Raw genomic sequence first — 20,356 nt, 5'->3', positions numbered from 1 at the left:
ATCAGGCGAAATATTGCAGCATGGCCGCAATCACCGTGCGCTGGGTATCGTCGGTCATGTTGTAGAACAACGGCAGTCGCACCAGACGTTCGCTCTCTTTGGTCGTGAAACGATCGACACCAGAGAAACGACCAAAATCTTCACCCGCCGGACAGGCGTGCAGCGGGATGTAATGGAATACAGTCAGGATATCCGCCGCTTTCATGTGACGAATAAACGCGTCGCGGTCTTCGATATCGTTCAGGCGGACATAGAACATGTGGGCGTTTTGCACGCAATCCTGCGGAACTGAAGGCAACTGAACGCGGCCAGCGTCGGCCAGATCCTGCAACGCTTCGTAATACTCATTCCAGATGCTCAGACGGCGCTGGTTAATCTTTTCAGCGGCATCGATATTTCCCCACAGATACGCGGCCTGTAAATCGGACATCAGATAACTGGAACCGATATCACGCCAGGTGTATTTATCCACCTGCCCGCGGAAGAACTGACTGCGGTTAGTGCCTTTTTCGCGAATGATTTCAGCGCGGTCAATCAGCGCCGGATCGTTAATCAGCGTTGCCCCGCCTTCGCCACCCGCAGTGTAATTTTTGGTTTCGTGAAAACTGAAACAGCCGATATGACCTATAGTGCCCAGCGCTTTGCCTTTATAAGTCGACATCACGCCCTGCGCCGCATCTTCCACCACAAACAGACGATGCTTTTCGGCCAGCGCCATAATGGTGTCCATTTCACAAGCCACACCGGCGTAATGCACGGGAACAATCACTTTCGTTTTCTCAGTGATCGCCGCTTCAATCAGGGTTTCATCGATATTCATGGTGTCCGGACGGACATCAACAAACACGATTTTGGCACCACGCAGCACGAACGCATTAGCGGTCGAGACAAAGGTGAAGCTCGGCATGATCACTTCGTCGCCGGGCTGAATGTCGAGCAATAACGCCGCCATTTCCAGAGAAGCGGTACAGGATGGCGTCAGCAACACTTTCGGGCAGTTAAAACGTTGTTCAAACCACTTCTGGCAGCGCAGGGTAAATCCGCCATCGCCACACAGTTTGCCGCTGCTCATCGCCTCGCGCATGAAATCAATTTCAGTACCCACAATCGGTGGCGCATTAAAAGGGATCATCGTTTCACCTGTACAACCAGTATGCCGTGCGGGCAACTTTGCCACCGCTGGCGAGATAAAGATTCAAGGCCGCGAGATTGCCGGTTTGGGTGGCGACATACAATCGCGACACGCCCTGTTCAGCACACCATTTTTTCGCAGCCGCCATTAACTTTTTGCCCGCTCCCTGCCCCTGACACTCAGGTCTGACAGCCAGCAGGCCGATTCTTACGTCATCTTCGGACAAACGTCGCAGCGTGACAAAACCCAGTTCGTTGCCCTGTTCATCGTCTGCCCACAGGCAAAGGTGATCAAAGGTGCCGAGAACCGCTTTTTCTGCCCACATCGCGTAAAAACGTGCGCTGTCATCCGGCTGATACCAGGGTGCGCGAAAACGACTGAGGCGAAATGCCTGACGGGCAATTGCGGTCGCATCGGCAATGTCTTCCGGAATGGCCAGACGCCCGGCCGCCAGCGCGTTATCCTGCGGCGTCACCGTCACGCAAATGTCCGTTTCACCTTCTGCCAGCCGGAAACCCAGCGCCGAAAGCGCATCCAGCGTGTGCGTTTCTGACGCATCCACTTTCGCCTGCACCAGCGCATAGTCATCCAGCGCCTGTGTCGTGATGCCAGTCGCTGTGGTGTCCGGTGTCAGTCGCGCGCTTTTCAGCCCGAAGAATTCACTCTCCCAGACCAGCGGTTCAAGCACGCCGCGCAACGGCTGGTTTATCGCCATACGCCTTTGGTATCCACAATCCAGGACTGCTGGATCTGATCGGCGGGGATCGCTTTAAACGATTTATGATCGACCAGCATCACCAGCAGATCGGCTTCTTTCAGCGCACGATCAACAGGCTGTAGCGTGACTTTGTCCGCGAGTGACGCCGGAAGATGATGCACGTTAGGTTCAACCGCCCAGGTTTCACCTGAATGCCAGTCAGCAATCAGATTGGTCACTTCAACTGCCGGACTTTCGCGGAGATCGTCAATATTCGGTTTAAAAGCCAGCCCGAAGCAGGCGATTTTGATATCAGCAGCACGCTTGCCGGTCACGGTAAGGCAATCCGCCAGCGCCGCTTTCACACGGTCAACGACCCAGTGCGGTTTGCTGTCGTTCACTTCACGCGCCGTGCGGATCATGCGCGCCAGCTCAGGGTTTTGTGCCACGATAAACCACGGATCAACTGCGATACAGTGGCCGCCGACACCCGGACCGGGTTGTAAAATATTCACGCGCGGATGGCGGTTCGCCAGACTAATCAGTTCCCAGACGTTAATCCCCTGTGCATCACAAATCAGCGACAGCTCGTTCGCAAAGGCAATATTCACGTCACGGAAACTGTTTTCGGTCAGCTTGCACATTTCAGCGGTGCGGGAATGGGTGATCACACATTCGCCTTCGAGGAAAATGTTATACAAGTCACTGGCTCGCTGTGAACACACCGAAGTCATGCCGCCAATCACGCGGTCATTTTTAATCAGCTCAACCATCACCTGCCCAGGCAAAACACGTTCAGGACAGTAGGCGACGTTGATATCAGATTGCTCGCCGGCCTGCTGAGGGAAGCTCAGATCAGGGCGGGCTTCTGCCAGCCACTGCGCCATTTGCTCTGTCGCACCGACCGGTGAAGTGGATTCCAGAATAATCAGATCGCCTTTTTTCAGAACCGGCGCCAGCGAGCGGGCGGCAGATTCGACGAATTTCATATCCGGCAAATGATCGCCCTTAAATGGCGTCGGTACGGCAATCAGGAACGCATCAGCCGGTTCAGGCTGCGTCGTTGCGCGCAGGAAACCGTCTTCAACCGCACGCTTTACCAGCACATCAAGGTCTGGCTCAACAATATGGATAGCCCCGCGGTTAATGGTTTCCACAGCGTGCTGATTGATATCCACACCCACCACTTTTTTCTGACGGGAGGCGAAAGCGGCGGCGGTAGGTAAACCGATGTAACCCAGGCCAATAACAGAAATAGTGTCAAAACTCATTGTGATACCCAATGATTTTTCAAAGCGTCAAGAATGTGGCGACAGGCATGCCCGTCACCGTAAGGATTGTGCGCCCGGCTCATGCTGTTGTATTCGTTTTCATCGTTCAGCAGGCGATTCACTTCCTCTACTATTTTAGCGGGATCTGTCCCTACCAGCCGCACCGTTCCGGCATCAACCGCTTCCGGGCGTTCGGTAGTTTCACGCATCACCAGCACGGGCTTGCCCAGCGACGGCGCTTCTTCCTGCACGCCACCGGAATCGGTGAGGATCAGATACGCTTTATCCATCAGATAGACAAACGGCAGATAGTCCTGCGGATCAATCAGAACAATATTATCAATGCCTTGCAGAATGCGGTTCACCGGTTCACTGACGTTCGGATTGAGATGGACCGGATAAACGATTTGTACGTCGGGATGCTGACGGGCGATGTCCGCTAAAGCCGAGCAGATGCGCTCAAAGCCTTCCCCGAAACTTTCGCGACGGTGGCCGGTGACCAGAATCAGCTTTTTAGCGGCATCAAGGAACGGGTAGCTATCCGCCAGTTGCTGAGCCAGCGACGCATCAGTGTTAAAGCGATCGCGTACCCACAGCAGCGCATCAATCACGGTATTGCCGGTGACAAAAATGCCCTGCGGAGCAATATTTTCCTGCTGCAAATTTGCGCGGGCGTTTTCCGTCGGTGCGAAATGCCACTTAGCCAGATGCCCGGTCAGCAGACGGTTGCCTTCTTCCGGCCAGGGAGAAGAGAGATCGCCGGTACGCAATCCTGCCTCAACATGACCGACAGGGATCTGGTGATAAAACGCAGCAAGGCTAGCCGACAATGTCGTCGTCGTATCGCCATGCACCAGAACTACATCAGGCTGGAATTCATCCAGCACAGGCTTCAGCCCGGTCAGGATGCGGCTGGTAATTTCCGTCAGCCCCTGCCCCGGTTTCATGACATTAAGATCATAATCCGGCGTAATTTCAAAGAGGCGTAATACCTGGTCGAGCATTTCACGGTGCTGGGCCGTGACACAAACTTTGGATTCAAATGCCGCATCCTGCGACAAAGCGAGCACCAGCGGGGCCATTTTAATGGCCTCCGGACGGGTGCCGAAAATCGTCAACACTTTCACAATGTGTTTCTCTTATTTTTACGGCGAGTCAGGGCCACGCCAGCCCCGATGAGACCACCGACAATGCCCCACATAATCATCAGTAATACCCTGCGGGGACTGTCACGTTTTACTGGCTCTTCCGGCGTTCTCAGATAACGATAGGTCTGGAATTTCGCGGTGAGCGTAGGGCCGACATTCAGTGTTGAAAGCATCGCGCGGTTCTGGTCGTAATCAAGATCAAACCCCGGACCTGCAGCCTGCAATAATTCCAGACGTGCTTTCAACATCGGCACGCCCAGCAGGAACATATCGGAATTCGGCAGTTCTTCGGCAGGCGTATCGGTCACGCTTTTATTGATATTTTGCTGCTGAGCTATCTTAAGTGCCTGTTCAGTAGTGTTTGTCGTGCGGGCGAAAACTGCCTGCGCCACGGCTTCCTGACGCTTCACCTGGGCTTTCATGGACTGTGTACGAGCCGCCCATGCGCCTTCCAGCTCATCATATAAATGCTGTGCCGCGCGATGACTGGCGAAATCAACATACTGACGCAGCAGCTTATTGGCGTCGGTGGCGTTTTCCGCTGTCAGCTTAACGATATCATTCGGCACTTTAGCCGCATCACGCGCCGTAAACTGAATGTCGTTGATCAGTTCATCGAGCAGAACGGCATCGGCACGCGGGTCATTCTCCTGACGCTGCTTGTAATAAGGACTTTGCATCCAGAAATCGCGGCGTGTGTCGTACGCTGCCAGCTGCATAACAAACTCGTTATATGCTTCATCAGAAATCGCCGGACGGTTAACGTCCGATTGCGGCGCATTACGGATATCTAAATTGCGCAGGAACTGCGCCTGGGAGAAATAGGAAGACAGATTATTCACTGTCGGGCGGTCAGTGATCGCCATGGAACTCCACTCCTGTTTCATCAGATAAGACGAACCCAGTGCCACCAAAGCAAACAGTATCGCCAGGCCAGCAATCCAGAATTTACCGTTCCATAGCGTGCAGCACAGGCCGCGAATATCGAGTTCATTCTCGATGTCGTGTTCGTTCTGGTTTCTGATCATTTCTGGTTTATCCACATCTGATGTTCCCTGCTTGAAATATGATTAATGAGCGGTCAAGCGACGAATGCGCCTTTTCATTCGTTTAATCAGTCGCGCGACTTTCCAGGCTCGTTTTATACAGACCCCGTAGAGCAGAAACGCGAAGAAGAATAAAACTAACATCGCCCATTCGGGCACGAAGGAGAGATGTTCTCCGATAACGCCTATAGCCGCCAGTATTGCAGCGGCCAAAGTAATCAAAACAAAAGCCTGACGGGAAGTAAAACCGGCGCGCATGATCAAATGATGAATGTGCTGGCGATCTGCGCTGAACGGGCTCATTCCCTTACGCAGTCGGCGGTACATAATAGCAATCATGTCCATCAGCGGAATGGCGATAAGCCAGAGCGCAGTCACCGGATTCATCGGATGAGATTCTCCTTGCGTGCTTTGCAAAAGGATCCAAATTACCGTGAAGCCAATCAGCGTACTGCCCGCATCACCCATAAAGACTTTGTAACGCGGCCCCAGAATGCCGAGATTCAACAGGATATAAGGTAAAGTCGCAGCAATCATCGCAAAGCACCAGAGCGCCAGCTCCATATGCCCGCTGTCATACATGATGATGCCTAATGAGCCGAAGCTGACACAAGACAGGCCGCCCAGTAACCCGTCTATTCCATCGACCATATTAAAGGCATTGATGGCCGCCCATACGGCAAACAGAGTGATGAGATAGCCAAATGGCCCAAGCAGCATTTCCCAGGGGCCAATAATGTGTCCGAGATTTCGTAAGGTAAGGTTGGCGAAGATCATCATCAGGACAGCGACCGCAGCCTGCACAAGCGCGCGGACTTTGACGCTGATGTCGTATCTGTCGTCCAGCGCGCCGACGAATACCAACAGACCGGCACAGGCCAGATAAAGCGAAGCGTGGGGAATACGATAGTCAGTGATCAGGAAGGTGAAGCAAATTCCTGCATAGACAGAAATTCCGCCGACCAGAGGTATCATCCCCTGATGACGTTTACGAAAGTTGGGTCTGTCAACCAAGCCGACAATATTCGCCATCTTCCGGATAACGAATAAAAACAGGAATGAAAATACAAAAACAACAGCTAGCTCAGTACTCATATTGAGTAAATTCACAGTTAAGAGATCTCTTCTGCAAAAATAAGGTGCGGGGAATGGAAAACATCATAAACCTCACAGCCTTAAATCATATCCTATGGTGACAGTTATGGTTTTGTCTCGGGCAAGACCTTATCTGCTGCCATTTCTCGGGCAATCTACCGACAAAGTAAAGAAAGGGCATGTGAAAAACCATCAGCTATTATCCTAATAGTCTGACCATCTTTCCAAAGTAGCATTATGGTAGCTACCAAAAGCAAAAAACGCCACGACTGAGCGTGGCGTTAGACTGAGTTTTACACCAAATTACGACCGTTTCATCATGTCGAAGAAGTCGTCATTGGTTTTGGTCATGGCGAGCTTGTTAATGAGGAATTCCATCGCATCAATCTCACCCATTGGATGAATGATTTTACGCAGGATCCACATTTTTTGCAGCTCTTCAGACGTGGTCAGCAGCTCTTCTTTACGGGTACCTGAGCGGTTGTAGTCAATCGCAGGGAATACACGTTTTTCAGCGATTTTACGCGCCAGATGCAGTTCCATGTTGCCGGTACCTTTGAATTCCTCATAGATAACTTCATCCATTTTAGAACCGGTATCGACCAGCGCCGTAGCGATGATAGTCAGGCTTCCGCCCTCTTCCACGTTACGTGCAGCACCGAAGAAACGTTTTGGACGGTGCAGGGCGTTGGCGTCCACACCACCGGTCAGGACTTTACCTGACGCTGGAACCACGGTGTTGTAGGCACGCGCCAGACGGGTGATGGAGTCCAGCAAAATGATCACGTCTTTCTTATGCTCAACCAGACGCTTCGCCTTCTCGATAACCATTTCGGCTACCTGAACGTGACGGGATGCCGGTTCGTCAAAGGTAGAAGCGATAACTTCGCCTTTTACCAGACGTTGCATCTCGGTCACTTCTTCCGGACGTTCGTCAATCAGCAGAACCATCAGTACGCAATCAGGATGGTTGTACGCAATGCTGGTCGCGATGTTTTGCAGCAGCATGGTTTTACCGGCTTTCGGCGGTGCAACAATCAGACCACGTTGGCCACGGCCAATCGGAGACGCTAAGTCGAGTACGCGAGCGGTCAAATCTTCTGTTGAACCGTTACCACGTTCCATACGCAGACGTGAATTTGCATGCAGAGGGGTTAAGTTTTCGAACAGGATTTTGCTGCGGGCGTTTTCGGGTTTGTCGTAGTTAACTTCGTTAACTTTCAACAGGGCAAAATAACGTTCACCTTCTTTAGGTGGGCGGATTTTACCGGAAATGGTGTCGCCAGTGCGAAGGTTGAAGCGGCGGATTTGGCTTGGTGATACGTAGATGTCGTCGGGGCCTGCGAGGTAGGAACTGTCTCCGGAGCGGAGGAAACCAAATCCATCCTGCAATATCTCCAGTACGCCATCACCGAAGATGTCTTCTCCGCTTTTCGCATGCTGCTTCAATATTGAAAAGATAATGTCTTGCTTGCGCATGCGGGCCTGGTTTTCCAGTCCCATATTTTCGCCGAGTGCAATCAGGTCAGAGACCGGCGTATTCTTTAATTCGGTAAGATTCATAATGGTGGGTTCTTAAACTCGGGGTATGTCTCGAACATCTGTCGTGAATGGGTATGGCAGGGTCATCCATGCCTGTTTATTGTATGACACTTAAATAACAGCCCAGAAATCCAGCCGCAGGCAGTCGCACGCGGGCGATTCTTGAGGGGTAATGCTGATATTGAAGGTGTCTTAAAGCCGATTTTGTCAAAACCGTTAGATGGTCAAGCACAGTGCCAGTTCAATTTAATTATTATTCAAAGAAACTTTATAGGCAGATGTTTTTGACACAACAGAGTAAAACGTAAGAATCAAACTACAGGTAAGCTCTATTTGCAGTAAGCGTAAACTTAGCACGCTTCTTGACAGGCGTCTAGCGGACAATGTGAAAAACACGGCAGCCCGCTAAACACCTGGCTTGGGTCATCCGGACCTATTACAGATTAGCTGTTAAGAACTCTTTCAGCTGACCTTTCGACAGTGCGCCAACTTTAGTTGCTGCGACTTCGCCGCCTTTAAATAACAGCAGGGTAGGAATACCACGGATGCCGTATTTAGGTGCAGTACCTGGGTTTTCATCGATATTCAGTTTCGCGATGGTCAGCTTGCCTTCGAACTCAGTGGCAATTTCATCCAGAATTGGAGCGATCATTTTGCATGGTCCGCACCACTCTGCCCAAAAATCGACCAGCACCAGCCCTTCGGCTTTCAATACGTCGTTGTCGAAACTGTCATCGGTCAGGTGAATAATTTTATCGCTCATGTTTACTCCAAAGGATTATCTTTACCTTGTTGATGTAGCATTAACCAACATCAGGTTGACTTTATTTCACCGGATACGCTTTCGTAAAGCAATAGTTAGCTGATATTCTACCACACTATGAGCAAAACACACTTGACCGAACAGAAGTTTTCCGACTTCGCCCTGCACCCGCTGGCAGTAGAAGCCCTTGAAAAGAAAGGGTTCCATTACTGCACGCCTATTCAGGCATTGGCATTGCCGATCACGCTCGCTGGGCGTGATGTTGCAGGTCAGGCGCAAACCGGTACCGGCAAGACGCTGGCTTTTCTAGCGTCTACTTTCCATTATCTGCTTTCTCACCCTGCTGCGGAAGGTCGTCAGACTAACCAGCCGCGTGCCTTGATCATGGCACCTACGCGTGAACTCGCGGTGCAGATCCACTCCGACGCCGAAGCATTATCTGAATCTACCGGACTGAAACTAGGTCTGGCCTATGGCGGCGACGGTTACGACAAACAGCTTAAAGTGCTGGAGAGCGGCGTGGACATCCTGATTGGAACCACTGGCCGTTTAATCGATTACACTAAACAGAACCATATCGACCTGGGCGCAATCCAGGTAGTGGTGCTGGATGAAGCAGACCGCATGTTCGATCTGGGTTTCATCAAAGATATCCGCTGGTTGTTCCGCCGGATGCCACCTGCTAATCAACGCCTGAACATGCTGTTCTCAGCAACCCTTTCCTATCGTGTGAAAGAACTGGCGTTCGAAAACATGAACAATGCCGAGTCGATTGAAATCGAACCGGAACAAAAAACCGGTCACCGTATTCAGGAAGAACTGTTCTATCCTTCAAACGAAGAAAAAATGCGCCTGTTACAGACGCTGATTGAAGAAGAATGGCCAGACCGTTGCATTATCTTCGCGAACACCAAACACCGCTGTGAAGACGTCTGGGGCCATCTGGCTGCCGATGGTCATCGCGTTGGCTTGCTGACCGGCGACGTTCCGCAGAAAAAACGTCTGCGCGTTCTGGAAGATTTCACCAAAGGCACGATCGATATTCTGGTGGCGACTGACGTTGCTGCCCGTGGTTTGCACATTCCTGCCGTGACGCACGTCTTTAACTATGACCTGCCTGACGACTGTGAAGACTACGTACACCGCATTGGCCGTACCGGTCGCGCGGGACTGAGCGGTCATTCCATCAGCCTGGCCTGTGAAGAATATGCCCTGAATCTGCCGGCGATTGAAACGTACACCGGCCACAGTATTCCGGTCAGTAAATATAACAGCGATGCGCTGTTAACTGATTTGCCTCCTGCAAAACGTCTTGCCCGCTCGCGTACCGGTAACGGCCCGCGTCGCAACAGCAATTCGTCTTCACGTCGCAGCAGTGCACCACGTAGCAACCGTAAACGTCCGGGCTGATAACCTATGCTAAGCTCCACCTCACTGTATGCAGCGATTGATCTGGGCTCTAACAGCTTTCACATGCTGGTTGTTCGTGAGGTGGCAGGCAGTATCCAGACCCTCGCCAGAATTAAACGCAAAGTGCGTCTGGCAGCCGGTCTGGATAAGCAAAACCTGCTTTCTCAGGATGCGATGCAGCGCGGATGGCAATGCCTGAAGCTATTTTCTGAAAGATTACAGGATATCCCCCGCGACCAAATCCGCGTCGTTGCTACCGCAACGCTGCGGCTTGCCAGTAATGCCGACGAATTTCTGGGTAAAGCGCAGGAAATCCTTGGCTGTCCGATTCAGGTCATCACCGGTGAAGAAGAAGCGCGTCTGATTTATCACGGCGTTGCCCATACGACGGGCGGCCCGGATAAGCGTCTGGTGGTTGATATTGGTGGCGGCAGCACAGAGCTGGTCACCGGTGTTGGCGCGCAGGCCACCACGTTGTTCAGTCTTTCCATGGGCTGTGTGACCTGGCTTGAGCGTTATTTTGCTGACCGCAATCTGGCCAAAGAAAACTTCGACCAGGCTGAACAGGCCGCGATCGACATGATCCTGCCTGTGGCACCTGAGCTGATTGCCAATGGCTGGCAGATTTGCGTCGGGGCTTCAGGAACCGTGCAGGCATTGCAGGAAATCATGGTCGCTCAGGGCATGGATGAACGCATCACGTTGCCTAAGCTTCAGCAACTCAAACAGCGCGCCATACAGTGTGGCAAACTGGAAGAGCTGGAGATTGAAGGCCTGACTCTTGAACGTGCGCTGGTTTTCCCCAGCGGACTGTCCATTCTGATCGCCATTTTCAAAACGCTGAATATCGAAACCATGACACTCGCTGGCGGTGCGCTGCGTGAAGGTCTGGTTTACGGCATGCTGCATTTGCCGATTGAACAGGATATTCGTCAGCGTACGCTGCGGAATCTGCAACGCCGTTACCTGCTCGATAATGAACAGGCCGAACGCGTCGCTCAGCTGGCAGAGAATTTCTCGCTGCAGGTGGCTCAGGAATGGAAACTGGATGCCCGCGCCCGAGACTTACTCAACAGCGCTTGCCTGATCCACGAAATCGGACTGAGTGTCGATTTCAAAAAAGCGCCGCATCACGCCGCGTATCTTATTCGTCATCTGGATTTGCCGGGCTTCACGCCTGCGCAGAAAAAGCTGCTGGCGACGCTTTTGCAAAATCAGAATGGCACGCTGGATTTGCCGCTGCTGAATGAGCAAAACGCTGTACCGCCGCGTCAGGCTCAGCGTCTTTGCCGCATTATGCGACTGGCGATTATCTTTGCCAGCCGCCGCCGCGACGACACATTGCCTGCGGTGCGTTTACGCGCCAATGATGATGAGCTGAGTGTGATTGTGCCACAGGGCTGGCTGGAACAGCATCCGTTGCGCGCTGAAGAGTTAGAACAGGAAAGCCACTGGCAGAGTTATGTCCACTGGCCGATGTTTATCGAAGAACAGTAAACGTTCATTTGAAAATCATGAAAAAAAGCAGAGACCTGAGCGATCAGCCTCTGCTTTTTTTGTGGTTCATGTTTAAGATCTGATAATTAAAGTCTGACGACTAATTGCCGCCCTTGGCTTTCGCCAGCTGTTCGCGAATTTTCTCCAGATGGCTTTGCCCTTTCACCATGCGCTCCTGGGCGCTGACCACCTTACGTTCACTTTCCCACGCCAGATCGTCCTGCGGTAATTCCATCAGGAAGCGGCTCGGTTCCGGGCGGATCAGCTCACCGTACTGGCGGCGCTCGCGGCAAAGGGTAAACGTCAGCTCTTTCTGCGCACGGGTAATACCCACATACGCCAGACGCCGCTCTTCATCCACGTTATCTTCGTCAATACTGCTCTGATGCGGCAACAGCCCTTCTTCCATGCCGACCAGATAGACATACGGGAACTCCAGCCCTTTTGAGGCGTGCAGCGTCATCAGCTGAACCTGATCCAGCTCTTCATCATTCTCGCCACGTTCCATCATGTCGCGCAGCGTAAAGCGCGTGACCACCTGAGTGAGCGTCATCGGCTCATCCAGATCGGTGCCTTCCAGCATTTCTGTCATCCAGCTGAACAGCTGATTGACGTTTTTCATGCGCATTTCTGCCGCTTTCGGACTCGGCGAGGTTTCGAACAGCCAGCTTTCGTAGTCAACGCCGTGGATCAAATCTCTGACGGCAGCGACCGGTTCACGTTCTGCCAGCTCGGAAATATTGCCCATCCAGTGCGTGAAACGTTGCAGGGATTCCAGGCCACGACCGGTCAAAGACTGACTCAGTCCCATATCAAAACTGGCTTTGAACAATCCTTTGTTGCGCTGATTCGCCCACTCCCCCAGTTTCTGCAACGTAGCCGCACCAATTTCACGGCGTGGCGTGTTAACGATACGCAGGAAAGCACTGTCGTCATCGGGATTGGTCAGCACACGCAGATAGGCCAGCAGGTCTTTAATCTCCGGTCGGGAGAAGAAGGAAGTGCCGCCGGAAATACGGTACGGGATGCGGTTCTGCATCAGCATTTTTTCAAACAGGCGCGACTGGTGATTACCGCGGTATAAAATTGCGTAATCGCCATACGCTGTTTTATTGATGAAGTGATGAGCGATCAGCTCACCCACGACGCGTTCCGCCTCATGGTCTTCATTATTCGCTGTCACCACTTTCAGTGACTCGCCATAAGCCAGTTCAGAGAACAGACGCTTCTCGAACACATGCGGGTTATTGGCGATCAGAATGTTGGCGGCTTTCAGAATACGCTGGGTGGAACGGTAATTCTGTTCCAGCTTGATGACCTGCAACTGCGGGAAATCTTCTTTCAGCAGCACCAGGTTTTGCGGCCGTGCGCCACGCCAGGAGTAAATCGACTGGTCATCGTCGCCGACCACCGTAAAGCGTGCGCGGTTGCCGACCAGCAGTTTCACCATCATGTACTGGCTGGTGTTGGTGTCCTGATATTCATCGACCAGCAGATAACGCAGCTTGTTCTGCCAGCGTTCGCGCACTTCTTCATTTTTCTGCAACAGTAGCGTCGGCAACAGGATCAGGTCGTCGAAATCGAGAATATTACAGGCACGCATATGGTCCTGATAAAGGCTGTAGCAGTGCGCGAAGATCTGATCGCGTTCCGATCGCGCCAGACCGGCGGCATGAGAAGGATCAACCAGATCGTTTTTCCAGTTGGAGATCGTCGATACCAGTTGCTGCAATAATGTTTTATCGTTCTCCAGCCATTTCTCGCTCAGTTCTTTGAGCAGCGCCAGCTGGTCCTGATCATCAAATAAAGAGAAGTTAGATTTCATGCCCAGCGCGGCAAATTCGCGTTTGATGATCTCCAGCCCGAGCGTATGGAAGGTGGCAATCAGCAAGCCCCGCGCCTCTTTGCGCCCGAGGGTTTGTCCGACACGCTCTTTCATTTCGCGTGCGGCTTTATTGGTAAAGGTGACGGCCGCGATGTGACGTGCCTGATAGCCACATTCACGGATCAGGTGTGCGATTTTATTGGTAATTACCCTGGTTTTGCCGGAGCCAGCCCCCGCCAGAACCAGGCAGGGTCCGGTGACGAATTCGACGGCGTTTTGTTGGCTGGGGTTTAATCGCATGGCGTATTTTTGCTCACCTGATAGACAAGGACGGCGATTGTAGCAGAAACGTCGGCTGAGATTGACTGGCTTTACAGCGCAATTTCTTATCCCGGAACGCAGGCCGGATTCCCCCCGCGCCGTTTCAGATGTTACATTACGCGTCTGGAAACACTCTCGCAAAAAAGGTCTTATCATGGCAAAAACTGCCGCAGCAATGCACATCCTGGTAAAGGAAGAAGCACAGGCGCTTGATCTTCTGGAACAACTGAAGAACGGTGGCGATTTTGAGAAACTGGCTAAGAAGCATTCTACCTGCCCGTCAGGTAAGAAAGGCGGCCATTTAGGTGAATTCAAGCAAGGCGCAATGGTGCCGGCTTTCGATAAAGTGGTTTTCTCAGCACCACTGATCGAGCCACAAGGCCCGCTGCACACTCAGTTCGGTTACCACATCATTAAGATTTTGTACCGCAACTAAGTTTTGCTTCAGCCAGAACCAAAAGAAAGGGCACCGCATTTTCATGCAGTGCCCTTTTTATTTATCTTCCGAAAACCCTAAATAATTCGAGTTGCAGGAAAATCTTAACTCGCGACGGCGATACGCTTCATATCGGTCATATAGCCACGCAGAGTACGGCCGATAGACTCAATCGGGTGGTTGCGAATGGCTTCGTTAACATCACGCAGCTGCGCGTTATCAACCTGCGTTTCAGCCACAGATTTGCCCAAATCGCCCGCCTGCAGCGTGGTCATGAACTCTTTCAGCAACGGCACGGCAGCGTTAGCGAACAGGTAGTTACCGTATTCAGCGGTATCAGAGATAACCACGTTCATTTCGTACAGACGCTTACGCGCAACGGTGTTGGCGATCAGCGGCAGTTCGTGCAGTGATTCGTAGTAAGCCGATTCTTCGATGATGCCGGAAGCCACCATGGTTTCGAAGGCCAGCTCAACGCCCGCTTTCACCATCGCAATCATCACAACACCGTGGTCGAAGTATTCCTGCTCGGAAATTTTACCGTCGAACTGTGGTGCGTTTTCGAACGCAGTTGCGCCCGTTTCTTCACGCCAGGTCAGCAGGTTTTTGTCGTCGTTCGCCCAGTCAGCCATCATGCCGCTGGAGAATTCGCCGGAGATGATGTCGTCCATGTGTTTCTGGAACAGTGGCGCCATGATCTCTTTCAGTTGTTCGGACAGCGCATAAGCACGCAGTTTCGCCGGGTTAGACAGACGATCCATCATCAGCGTGATACCGCCTTGTTTCAGCGCTTCGGTGATGGTTTCCCAGCCGAACTGCAGCAGTTTTTCTGCGTACGCTTCATCAACACCGTCAGCAACCAGTTTGTCGAAGCACAGCAGAGAACCCGCCTGCAACATACCGCACAGGATAGTCTGCTCGCCCATCAGGTCAGATTTCACTTCGGCTACGAAAGAAGACTGCAGAACGCCCGCACGGTGGCCGCCGGTAGCTGCTGCCCAGGCCTTAGCAATCGCCATGCCTTCGCCTTTCGGGTCGTTTTCCGGATGAACCGCGATCAGTGTTGGTACACCGAAACCACGTTTGTATTCTTCACGCACTTCGGTGCCCGGGCATTTCGGCGCAACCATCACTACGGTGATGTCTTTACGGATTTGCTCGCCCACTTCAACGATGTTGAAACCGTGGGAATAGCCCAGCGTTGCGCCGTCTTTCATCAGAGGCTGAACCGCTTTAACCACCGCGCTGTGCTGTTTGTCTGGCGTCAGGTTAACCACCAGATCCGCTTGCGGGATCAGTTCTTCGTAGGTGCCGACTTTAAAGCCGTTTTCGGTCGCTTTACGCCATGAAGCACGCTTCTCAGCAATGGCTTCTGCACGCAGGGTGTAAGACACATCCAGACCGGAATCACGCATGTTCAGACCCTGGTTCAGGCCCTGTGCGCCACAGCCTACAATCACCACTTTTTTACCTTTGAGATAGCTGGCTTCGTCCGCGAATTCATCGCGACCCATGAAGCGGCATTTGCCCAGTTGTGCCAGCTGCTGACGCAGGTTCAGTGTGTTGAAATAGTTAGCCATGTGTTGCTCCGTTCTATCGAGGTAAGTGCTGTTATTTTTTGTTTCACCGGTGAGCTGGTGAACGCCGTGAATTCACTATATGTCATGTGACACATTGCTTAAATTGATATATTACGAAGATGACGTTGCAGATTATGCAATACTCTCAATCAGTCATCTTTAACGCCAAAGAGCCGGACATTCTTTATGGACTTACGTGATCTGAAACTGTTTTTACATCTGGCGGAAAGCCGCCATTTCGGGCGTTCGTCGAAGGCGATGCATGTCAGCCCGTCCACGTTATCGCGCCAGATCCAGCGGCTGGAGGAAGAACTCGGCCAGCCGTTATTTCAGCGAGATAACCGCACCGTACAACTGACAAGTGCAGGCGAACAACTCAAAAACTTTGCCCAGCAGACGCTGTTGCATTACCAGCAACTGCGCAGCGGGTTGGATCAGCATGGCCCGACGCTGAGCGGCGAACTGCACCTGTTCTGCTCAGTCACCGCCGCCTACAGCCATTTACCGCCGATCCTTGACCGTTTCCGTGCGCAGCATCCGCTGGTCGAAATCAAACTGACCACCGGCGACGCCGCGGATGCGGTTGAAAAAGTCCAGTCCACAGAAGCGGATCTGGCGATTGCCGGTCGTCCGGAAAGTTTACCGGGCAGCGTCGATTTCACGCAGATCGGCGAAATCCCGATGATCCTGATTTCCCCTTCGCTGCCTTGCGCGGTGCGTACGCAAGTCAGCGAGCCACATCCGGACTGGTCACAAATTCCGTTTATCCTGCCGGAACACGGCCCGGCGCGAAAACGTATCGACATCTGGTTCAAACGCAACCGCCTGAGCAATCCGCAGATTTACGCCACGGTGTCCGGCCACGAAGCCATTGTGTCGATGGTCGCGCTCGGTTGCGGGATTGCGCTTATTCCGTCGGTGGTGGTCGATAACAGTCCGGAGCCGGTACGCAACCGTATTTCTGTTCTGGATAACGTCACGCTCGGCGCACCGCTGGAGCTGGGCGTCTGCGTGCAGAAAAAACGTCTGAACGAACCGCTGATCGACGCGTTCTGGCAGTTACTCTGAGCAATCGCCGGATAAAAAAAGGGGCACTTTTCAGGTGCCCCTCTGAGTCTAGCCCGCTAAAAAGAAGCGGAACGCCGGATTATCACTTTCGTTGTGACAGTCATAGCCCAGCGCAGACAGGTTCTGTTCGAACTCTGGCTCTTCTACGTTCAGCTCAAACGCCGCCAGCACGCGACCAAAATCGGTGCCATGGCTGCGGTAATGGAACAGCGAAATATTCCAGTGCGTGCCCAGCGTGTGCAGGAATTTCAGCAAGGCACCCGGAGATTCCGGGAATTCAAAGCTGTAAAGCCGCTCGCGCAGAGGCTTGGTCGGACGCCCGCCCACCATGTAACGCACGTGGAGTTTCGCCATTTCATCGTCGGACAAATCCACAACCTGATAACCGTCGTGATTCAGTTCGTCGATGATTTCCTGACGCTCTGCATGCCCGCGCGTCAGACGCACACCCACAAAAATGCAGGCGTTGTCCGCATCGGCATAACGGTAGTTAAACTCCGTCACCGAACGGCCACCCAGCAGCTGACAGAATTTCAGGAAGCTGCCTTTGCGCTCAGGAATGGTCACCGCCAGCAGCGCTTCGCGTTGCTCGCCCAGCTCGCAGCGTTCTGACACATAACGCAGACCGTGGAAATTCACGTTCGCGCCGGAAAGCACATGCGCCAGACGCTCGCCCTGAATGTTGTGCTGCTGCACGTATTTCTTCAGCCCTGCCAGCGCCAGCGCGCCGGAAGGTTCAGCAATTGCACGCACGTCTTCGAACAAATCTTTCACTGCGGCGCAGATGGAATCGCTGTCGACAGTGATCACGTCATCGAGATACTCGCGACACAGACGGAAGGTTTCGTTGCCGATGCGCTTCACCGCCACGCCTTCTGCGAACAACCCGACACGCGCCAGATCCACCGGTTCACCGGCGTCCATTGCCGCGCGCAGACAGGCTGAATCTTCGGCTTCAACGCCGATCACCTGAATCTGCGGCATCAGCTGTTTGATAAGCACCGCCACACCGGCAGCCAGACCGCCGCCACCGACGGGTACGAATACGCGATCGAGATGCGCATCCTGTTGCAGCAGTTCCATCGCCAGCGTGCCCTGTCCGGCGATCACCGCCGGATGGTCGAACGGTGGCACAAACGTCATGCCCTGCTCCTGCGATAGCGTGATCGCTTTGGCTTTCGCCTCATCGAAATTCGCGCCATGCAGCAACACTTCACCGCCAAAGTTACGCACGGCATCCACTTTGATATCCGCTGTGGCAACCGGCATCACAATCAGAGATTTGATACCTTTTTTGGTCGCCGACAATGCAACGCCCTGCGCATGGTTACCCGCTGACGCCGTGACGACGCCGCGTGCGGCCTGCTCTTCGGTCAGGCTGGCAATCATCGAATACGCACCGCGCAGTTTAAAACTGTGGACGGCCTGACGATCCTCCCTCTTCACCAGAATGGTATTACCCAGCCGGGAAGAGATCTTTTCCATGACCTGCAAAGGCGTCACCTGCGCGACTTCATAAACCGGCGCACGCAGCACGGCACGCAGATATTCTGCGCCGCACGGCTGGTCGGGTAGAGGTTGTGATACCGCCATGACTGTCAGCCTCCCAGCTTAGACTTGTCGCGTACTGCGCCTTTGTCCGCGCTGGTTGCAAGCAATGCGTAAGCACGCAGCGCCAGAGAAACCACACGTTCACGGTTTTTCGGCGTCCAGGCTTTGTCGCCACGCGCCAGTTCGGCTTCGTGACGCGCTGCCAGTTCCGCCGCAGGAACGTCCAGCACCATTTTGCGGTTTGGAATATCGATGTCGATGATGTCGCCATCTTCCACCAGCGCAATCAGGCCGCCGCTGCCCGCTTCCGGAGAAACGTGGCCGATGGACAGACCGGAGGTACCGCCGGAGAAACGACCGTCGGTGATCAGCGCACACTCTTTGCCCAAACCCATGGATTTCAGATAGGTGGTCGGATACAGCATTTCCTGCATGCCCGGCCCGCCTTTCGGCCCTTCGTAACGGATAACTACCACGTCGCCGGAAACCACTTTGCCGCCGAGGATCGCGGAAACGGCATCATCCTGGCTTTCGTAAACTTTGGCCGGACCACGGAAAGTCAGGTTGGATTCATCCACGCCTGCGGTTTTAACGATGCTGCCCGCTTCGGCGATGTTGCCGTAAAGCACGGCCAGACCGCCGTCTTTACTGAAAGCATGTTCCAGAGAACGGATACAGCCTTCGGCGCGGTCGTCATCGAGCGTATCCCAGCGGCAATCCTGTGAGAACGCCTGGGTAGTACGGATACCTGCGGGACCGGCGCGGAACATTTTTTTCACCGCTTCGTCTTTGGTCAGCATGATGTCGTACTGATCCAGCGTCTGGTTCAGGGTCAGGCCGAGAATGTTTTTCACGTCGCGGTTCAGGAGATTGGCGCGATCCAGTTCGCCCAGAATAGCCAGCACGCCACCGGCACGGTGAACGTCTTCCATGTGGTATTTCTGTGTGCTCGGCGCAACTTTACACAGGTGCGGGACTTTGCGTGACAGACGGTCGATGTCGGTCATGTCGAAGTCGATTTCGCCTTCCTGCGCGGCAGCCAGCAGGTGAAGAACGGTGTTAGTCGAGCCGCCCATCGCGATATCCAGGATCATGGCATTTTCGAATGCAGCTTTGCTGGCGATGTTGCGCGGCAATGCGCTTTCATCGTCTTTTTCGTAATAACGTTTGGTCAGCTCAACGATGCGGCGACCGGCGTTCAGGAACAAATCGCGGCGATCGGCGTGCGTTGCCAGCAATGAACCGTTACCCGGCTGAGACAAACCCAGCGCTTCGGTCAGGCAGTTCATCGAGTTGGCGGTAAACATACCGGAACAGGAACCGCAGGTCGGACAGGCAGAACGTTCGATTTGTTCGCTGTCGGCATCGCTGACGTTCGGGTTTGCGCCCTGAATCATCGCATCGACCAGATCGAGTTTGATGATTTTGTCAGAAAGCTTGGTTTTACCGGCTTCCATCGGACCGCCGGAAACAAAGATCACCGGAATGTTCAGGCGCAGTGAGGCCATCAGCATTCCCGGGGTGATTTTGTCGCAGTTGGAAATACAGACCATGGCATCGGCACAGTGCGCGTTAACCATGTATTCCACGGAGTCCGCGATCAGCTCGCGAGAAGGCAGTGAATACAGCATGCCGCCATGACCCATGGCGATCCCGTCATCCACGGCGATAGTGTTGAACTCTTTCGCCACGCCGCCAGACGCTTCGATTTGCTCGGCAACCAGTTTACCCAGATCGCGCAAATGCACGTGGCCCGGTACGAACTGGGTGAATGAGTTGACGACGGCAATAATCGGTTTGCCGAAATCGTTATCCGTCATGCCGGTGGCACGCCATAAAGCGCGGGCGCCAGCCATGTTGCGACCATGTGTCGTGGTGTGGGAACGGTACTTAGGCATGCTCTGTTCACTCCAAATCATTTCTGTTTAGCAGGCAACGATATCGCTGCCTGCTGAATTTCTAATTTATCCTCAT

The 20,356-nt window shown here is 53.2% G+C and carries 16 protein-coding genes; 4 read left to right on the top strand and 12 right to left on the bottom strand.

Annotated features, from left to right (window positions below; translation table 11 throughout):
- Nucleotide 1 precedes the first annotated feature (1 nt).
- From rffA to trxA, 8 genes are all read right to left on the bottom strand, one after another.
- A complete protein-coding gene (gene rffA / locus UC15_RS19650; RefSeq protein ID WP_112290308.1) occupies nucleotides 2-1,132 on the bottom strand; it encodes a dTDP-4-amino-4,6-dideoxygalactose transaminase in 1,131 nt (376 codons plus the stop codon).
- A 4-nt stretch (nucleotides 1,133-1,136) separates the two neighbouring features.
- Complete coding sequence (rffC, locus tag UC15_RS19645) at nucleotides 1,137-1,847, bottom strand: dTDP-4-amino-4,6-dideoxy-D-galactose acyltransferase (RefSeq protein WP_198659740.1); 711 nt, start codon at nucleotides 1,845-1,847, stop codon at nucleotides 1,137-1,139.
- Complete coding sequence (gene wecC, locus UC15_RS19640) at nucleotides 1,838-3,100, bottom strand: UDP-N-acetyl-D-mannosamine dehydrogenase (protein ID WP_112290305.1); 1,263 nt, start codon at nucleotides 3,098-3,100, stop codon at nucleotides 1,838-1,840. Before wecC ends, rffC begins: the two co-directional genes overlap by 10 nt.
- Nucleotides 3,097-4,227: a non-hydrolyzing UDP-N-acetylglucosamine 2-epimerase gene (gene wecB / locus UC15_RS19635; protein WP_112290303.1), complete on the bottom strand. Its 1,131-nt coding sequence runs from the start codon at nucleotides 4,225-4,227 to the stop codon at nucleotides 3,097-3,099. The genes wecC and wecB overlap by 4 nt, the downstream gene beginning before the upstream one ends.
- Entirely contained in the window at nucleotides 4,224-5,276 is a 1,053-nt protein-coding gene (gene wzzE / locus UC15_RS19630; protein WP_112290318.1) for an ECA polysaccharide chain length modulation protein, read from the bottom strand. The genes wecB and wzzE overlap by 4 nt, the downstream gene beginning before the upstream one ends.
- Before the next feature lie 42 nt (nucleotides 5,277-5,318).
- Entirely contained in the window at nucleotides 5,319-6,404 is a 1,086-nt protein-coding gene (gene wecA / locus UC15_RS19625; protein WP_112290302.1) for a UDP-N-acetylglucosamine--undecaprenyl-phosphate N-acetylglucosaminephosphotransferase, read from the bottom strand.
- A 288-nt stretch (nucleotides 6,405-6,692) separates the two neighbouring features.
- A complete protein-coding gene (gene rho / locus UC15_RS19620) occupies nucleotides 6,693-7,952 on the bottom strand; it encodes a transcription termination factor Rho (protein WP_013577536.1) in 1,260 nt (419 codons plus the stop codon).
- 415 nt (nucleotides 7,953-8,367) lie between these two features.
- A complete protein-coding gene (gene trxA / locus UC15_RS19615; RefSeq protein WP_013577537.1) occupies nucleotides 8,368-8,694 on the bottom strand; it encodes a thioredoxin TrxA in 327 nt (108 codons plus the stop codon).
- A gap of 117 nt (nucleotides 8,695-8,811) precedes the next feature.
- On the opposite strand from trxA, the gene rhlB reads away from it, so the two are divergent.
- Nucleotides 8,812-10,104 carry an ATP-dependent RNA helicase RhlB gene (gene rhlB, locus UC15_RS19610; RefSeq protein ID WP_112290300.1) on the top strand — a complete coding sequence of 431 codons (1,293 nt, stop codon included), beginning with the start codon at nucleotides 8,812-8,814 and terminating at the stop codon, nucleotides 10,102-10,104.
- Between the two features lie 6 nt (nucleotides 10,105-10,110).
- Nucleotides 10,111-11,601 (top strand): guanosine-5'-triphosphate,3'-diphosphate diphosphatase, encoded by a 1,491-nt coding sequence (gene gppA, locus UC15_RS19605; RefSeq protein WP_112290299.1) that lies wholly within the window; start codon nucleotides 10,111-10,113, stop codon nucleotides 11,599-11,601.
- A 100-nt stretch (nucleotides 11,602-11,701) separates the two neighbouring features.
- On the opposite strand, the gene rep is transcribed toward gppA, so the two are convergent.
- Complete coding sequence (gene rep, locus UC15_RS19600) at nucleotides 11,702-13,726, bottom strand: DNA helicase Rep (protein ID WP_112290297.1); 2,025 nt, start codon at nucleotides 13,724-13,726, stop codon at nucleotides 11,702-11,704.
- Nucleotides 13,727-13,901: 175 nt separating this feature from the next.
- On the opposite strand from rep, the gene ppiC reads away from it, so the two are divergent.
- Complete coding sequence (gene ppiC, locus UC15_RS19595; protein ID WP_015690589.1) at nucleotides 13,902-14,183, top strand: peptidylprolyl isomerase PpiC; 282 nt, start codon at nucleotides 13,902-13,904, stop codon at nucleotides 14,181-14,183.
- A 104-nt stretch (nucleotides 14,184-14,287) separates the two neighbouring features.
- On the opposite strand, the gene ilvC is transcribed toward ppiC, so the two are convergent.
- Nucleotides 14,288-15,763 (bottom strand): ketol-acid reductoisomerase, encoded by a 1,476-nt coding sequence (gene ilvC, locus UC15_RS19590; RefSeq protein ID WP_056772344.1) that lies wholly within the window; start codon nucleotides 15,761-15,763, stop codon nucleotides 14,288-14,290.
- 186 nt (nucleotides 15,764-15,949) lie between these two features.
- On the opposite strand from ilvC, the gene ilvY reads away from it, so the two are divergent.
- Nucleotides 15,950-16,831 carry an HTH-type transcriptional activator IlvY gene (gene ilvY, locus UC15_RS19585; protein ID WP_112290295.1) on the top strand — a complete coding sequence of 294 codons (882 nt, stop codon included), beginning with the start codon at nucleotides 15,950-15,952 and terminating at the stop codon, nucleotides 16,829-16,831.
- A gap of 48 nt (nucleotides 16,832-16,879) precedes the next feature.
- Here the strand turns inward: ilvY and ilvA are convergent, their stop codons facing one another.
- Both ilvA and ilvD read right to left on the bottom strand, forming a co-directional pair.
- Nucleotides 16,880-18,424 carry a threonine ammonia-lyase, biosynthetic gene (ilvA, locus tag UC15_RS19580; RefSeq protein WP_112290293.1) on the bottom strand — a complete coding sequence of 515 codons (1,545 nt, stop codon included), beginning with the start codon at nucleotides 18,422-18,424 and terminating at the stop codon, nucleotides 16,880-16,882.
- Nucleotides 18,425-18,429: 5 nt separating this feature from the next.
- Nucleotides 18,430-20,280 (bottom strand): dihydroxy-acid dehydratase, encoded by a 1,851-nt coding sequence (gene ilvD / locus UC15_RS19575; RefSeq protein ID WP_112290317.1) that lies wholly within the window; start codon nucleotides 20,278-20,280, stop codon nucleotides 18,430-18,432.
- Nucleotides 20,281-20,356: the final 76 nt, after the last annotated feature.

Source organism: Rahnella sp. AN3-3W3, assembly GCF_003263545.1.
GTDB classification, from domain to species: Bacteria; Pseudomonadota; Gammaproteobacteria; order Enterobacterales; family Enterobacteriaceae; genus Rahnella; species Rahnella variigena.
This window is presented reverse-complemented; position numbering and strand designations above follow the sequence as displayed.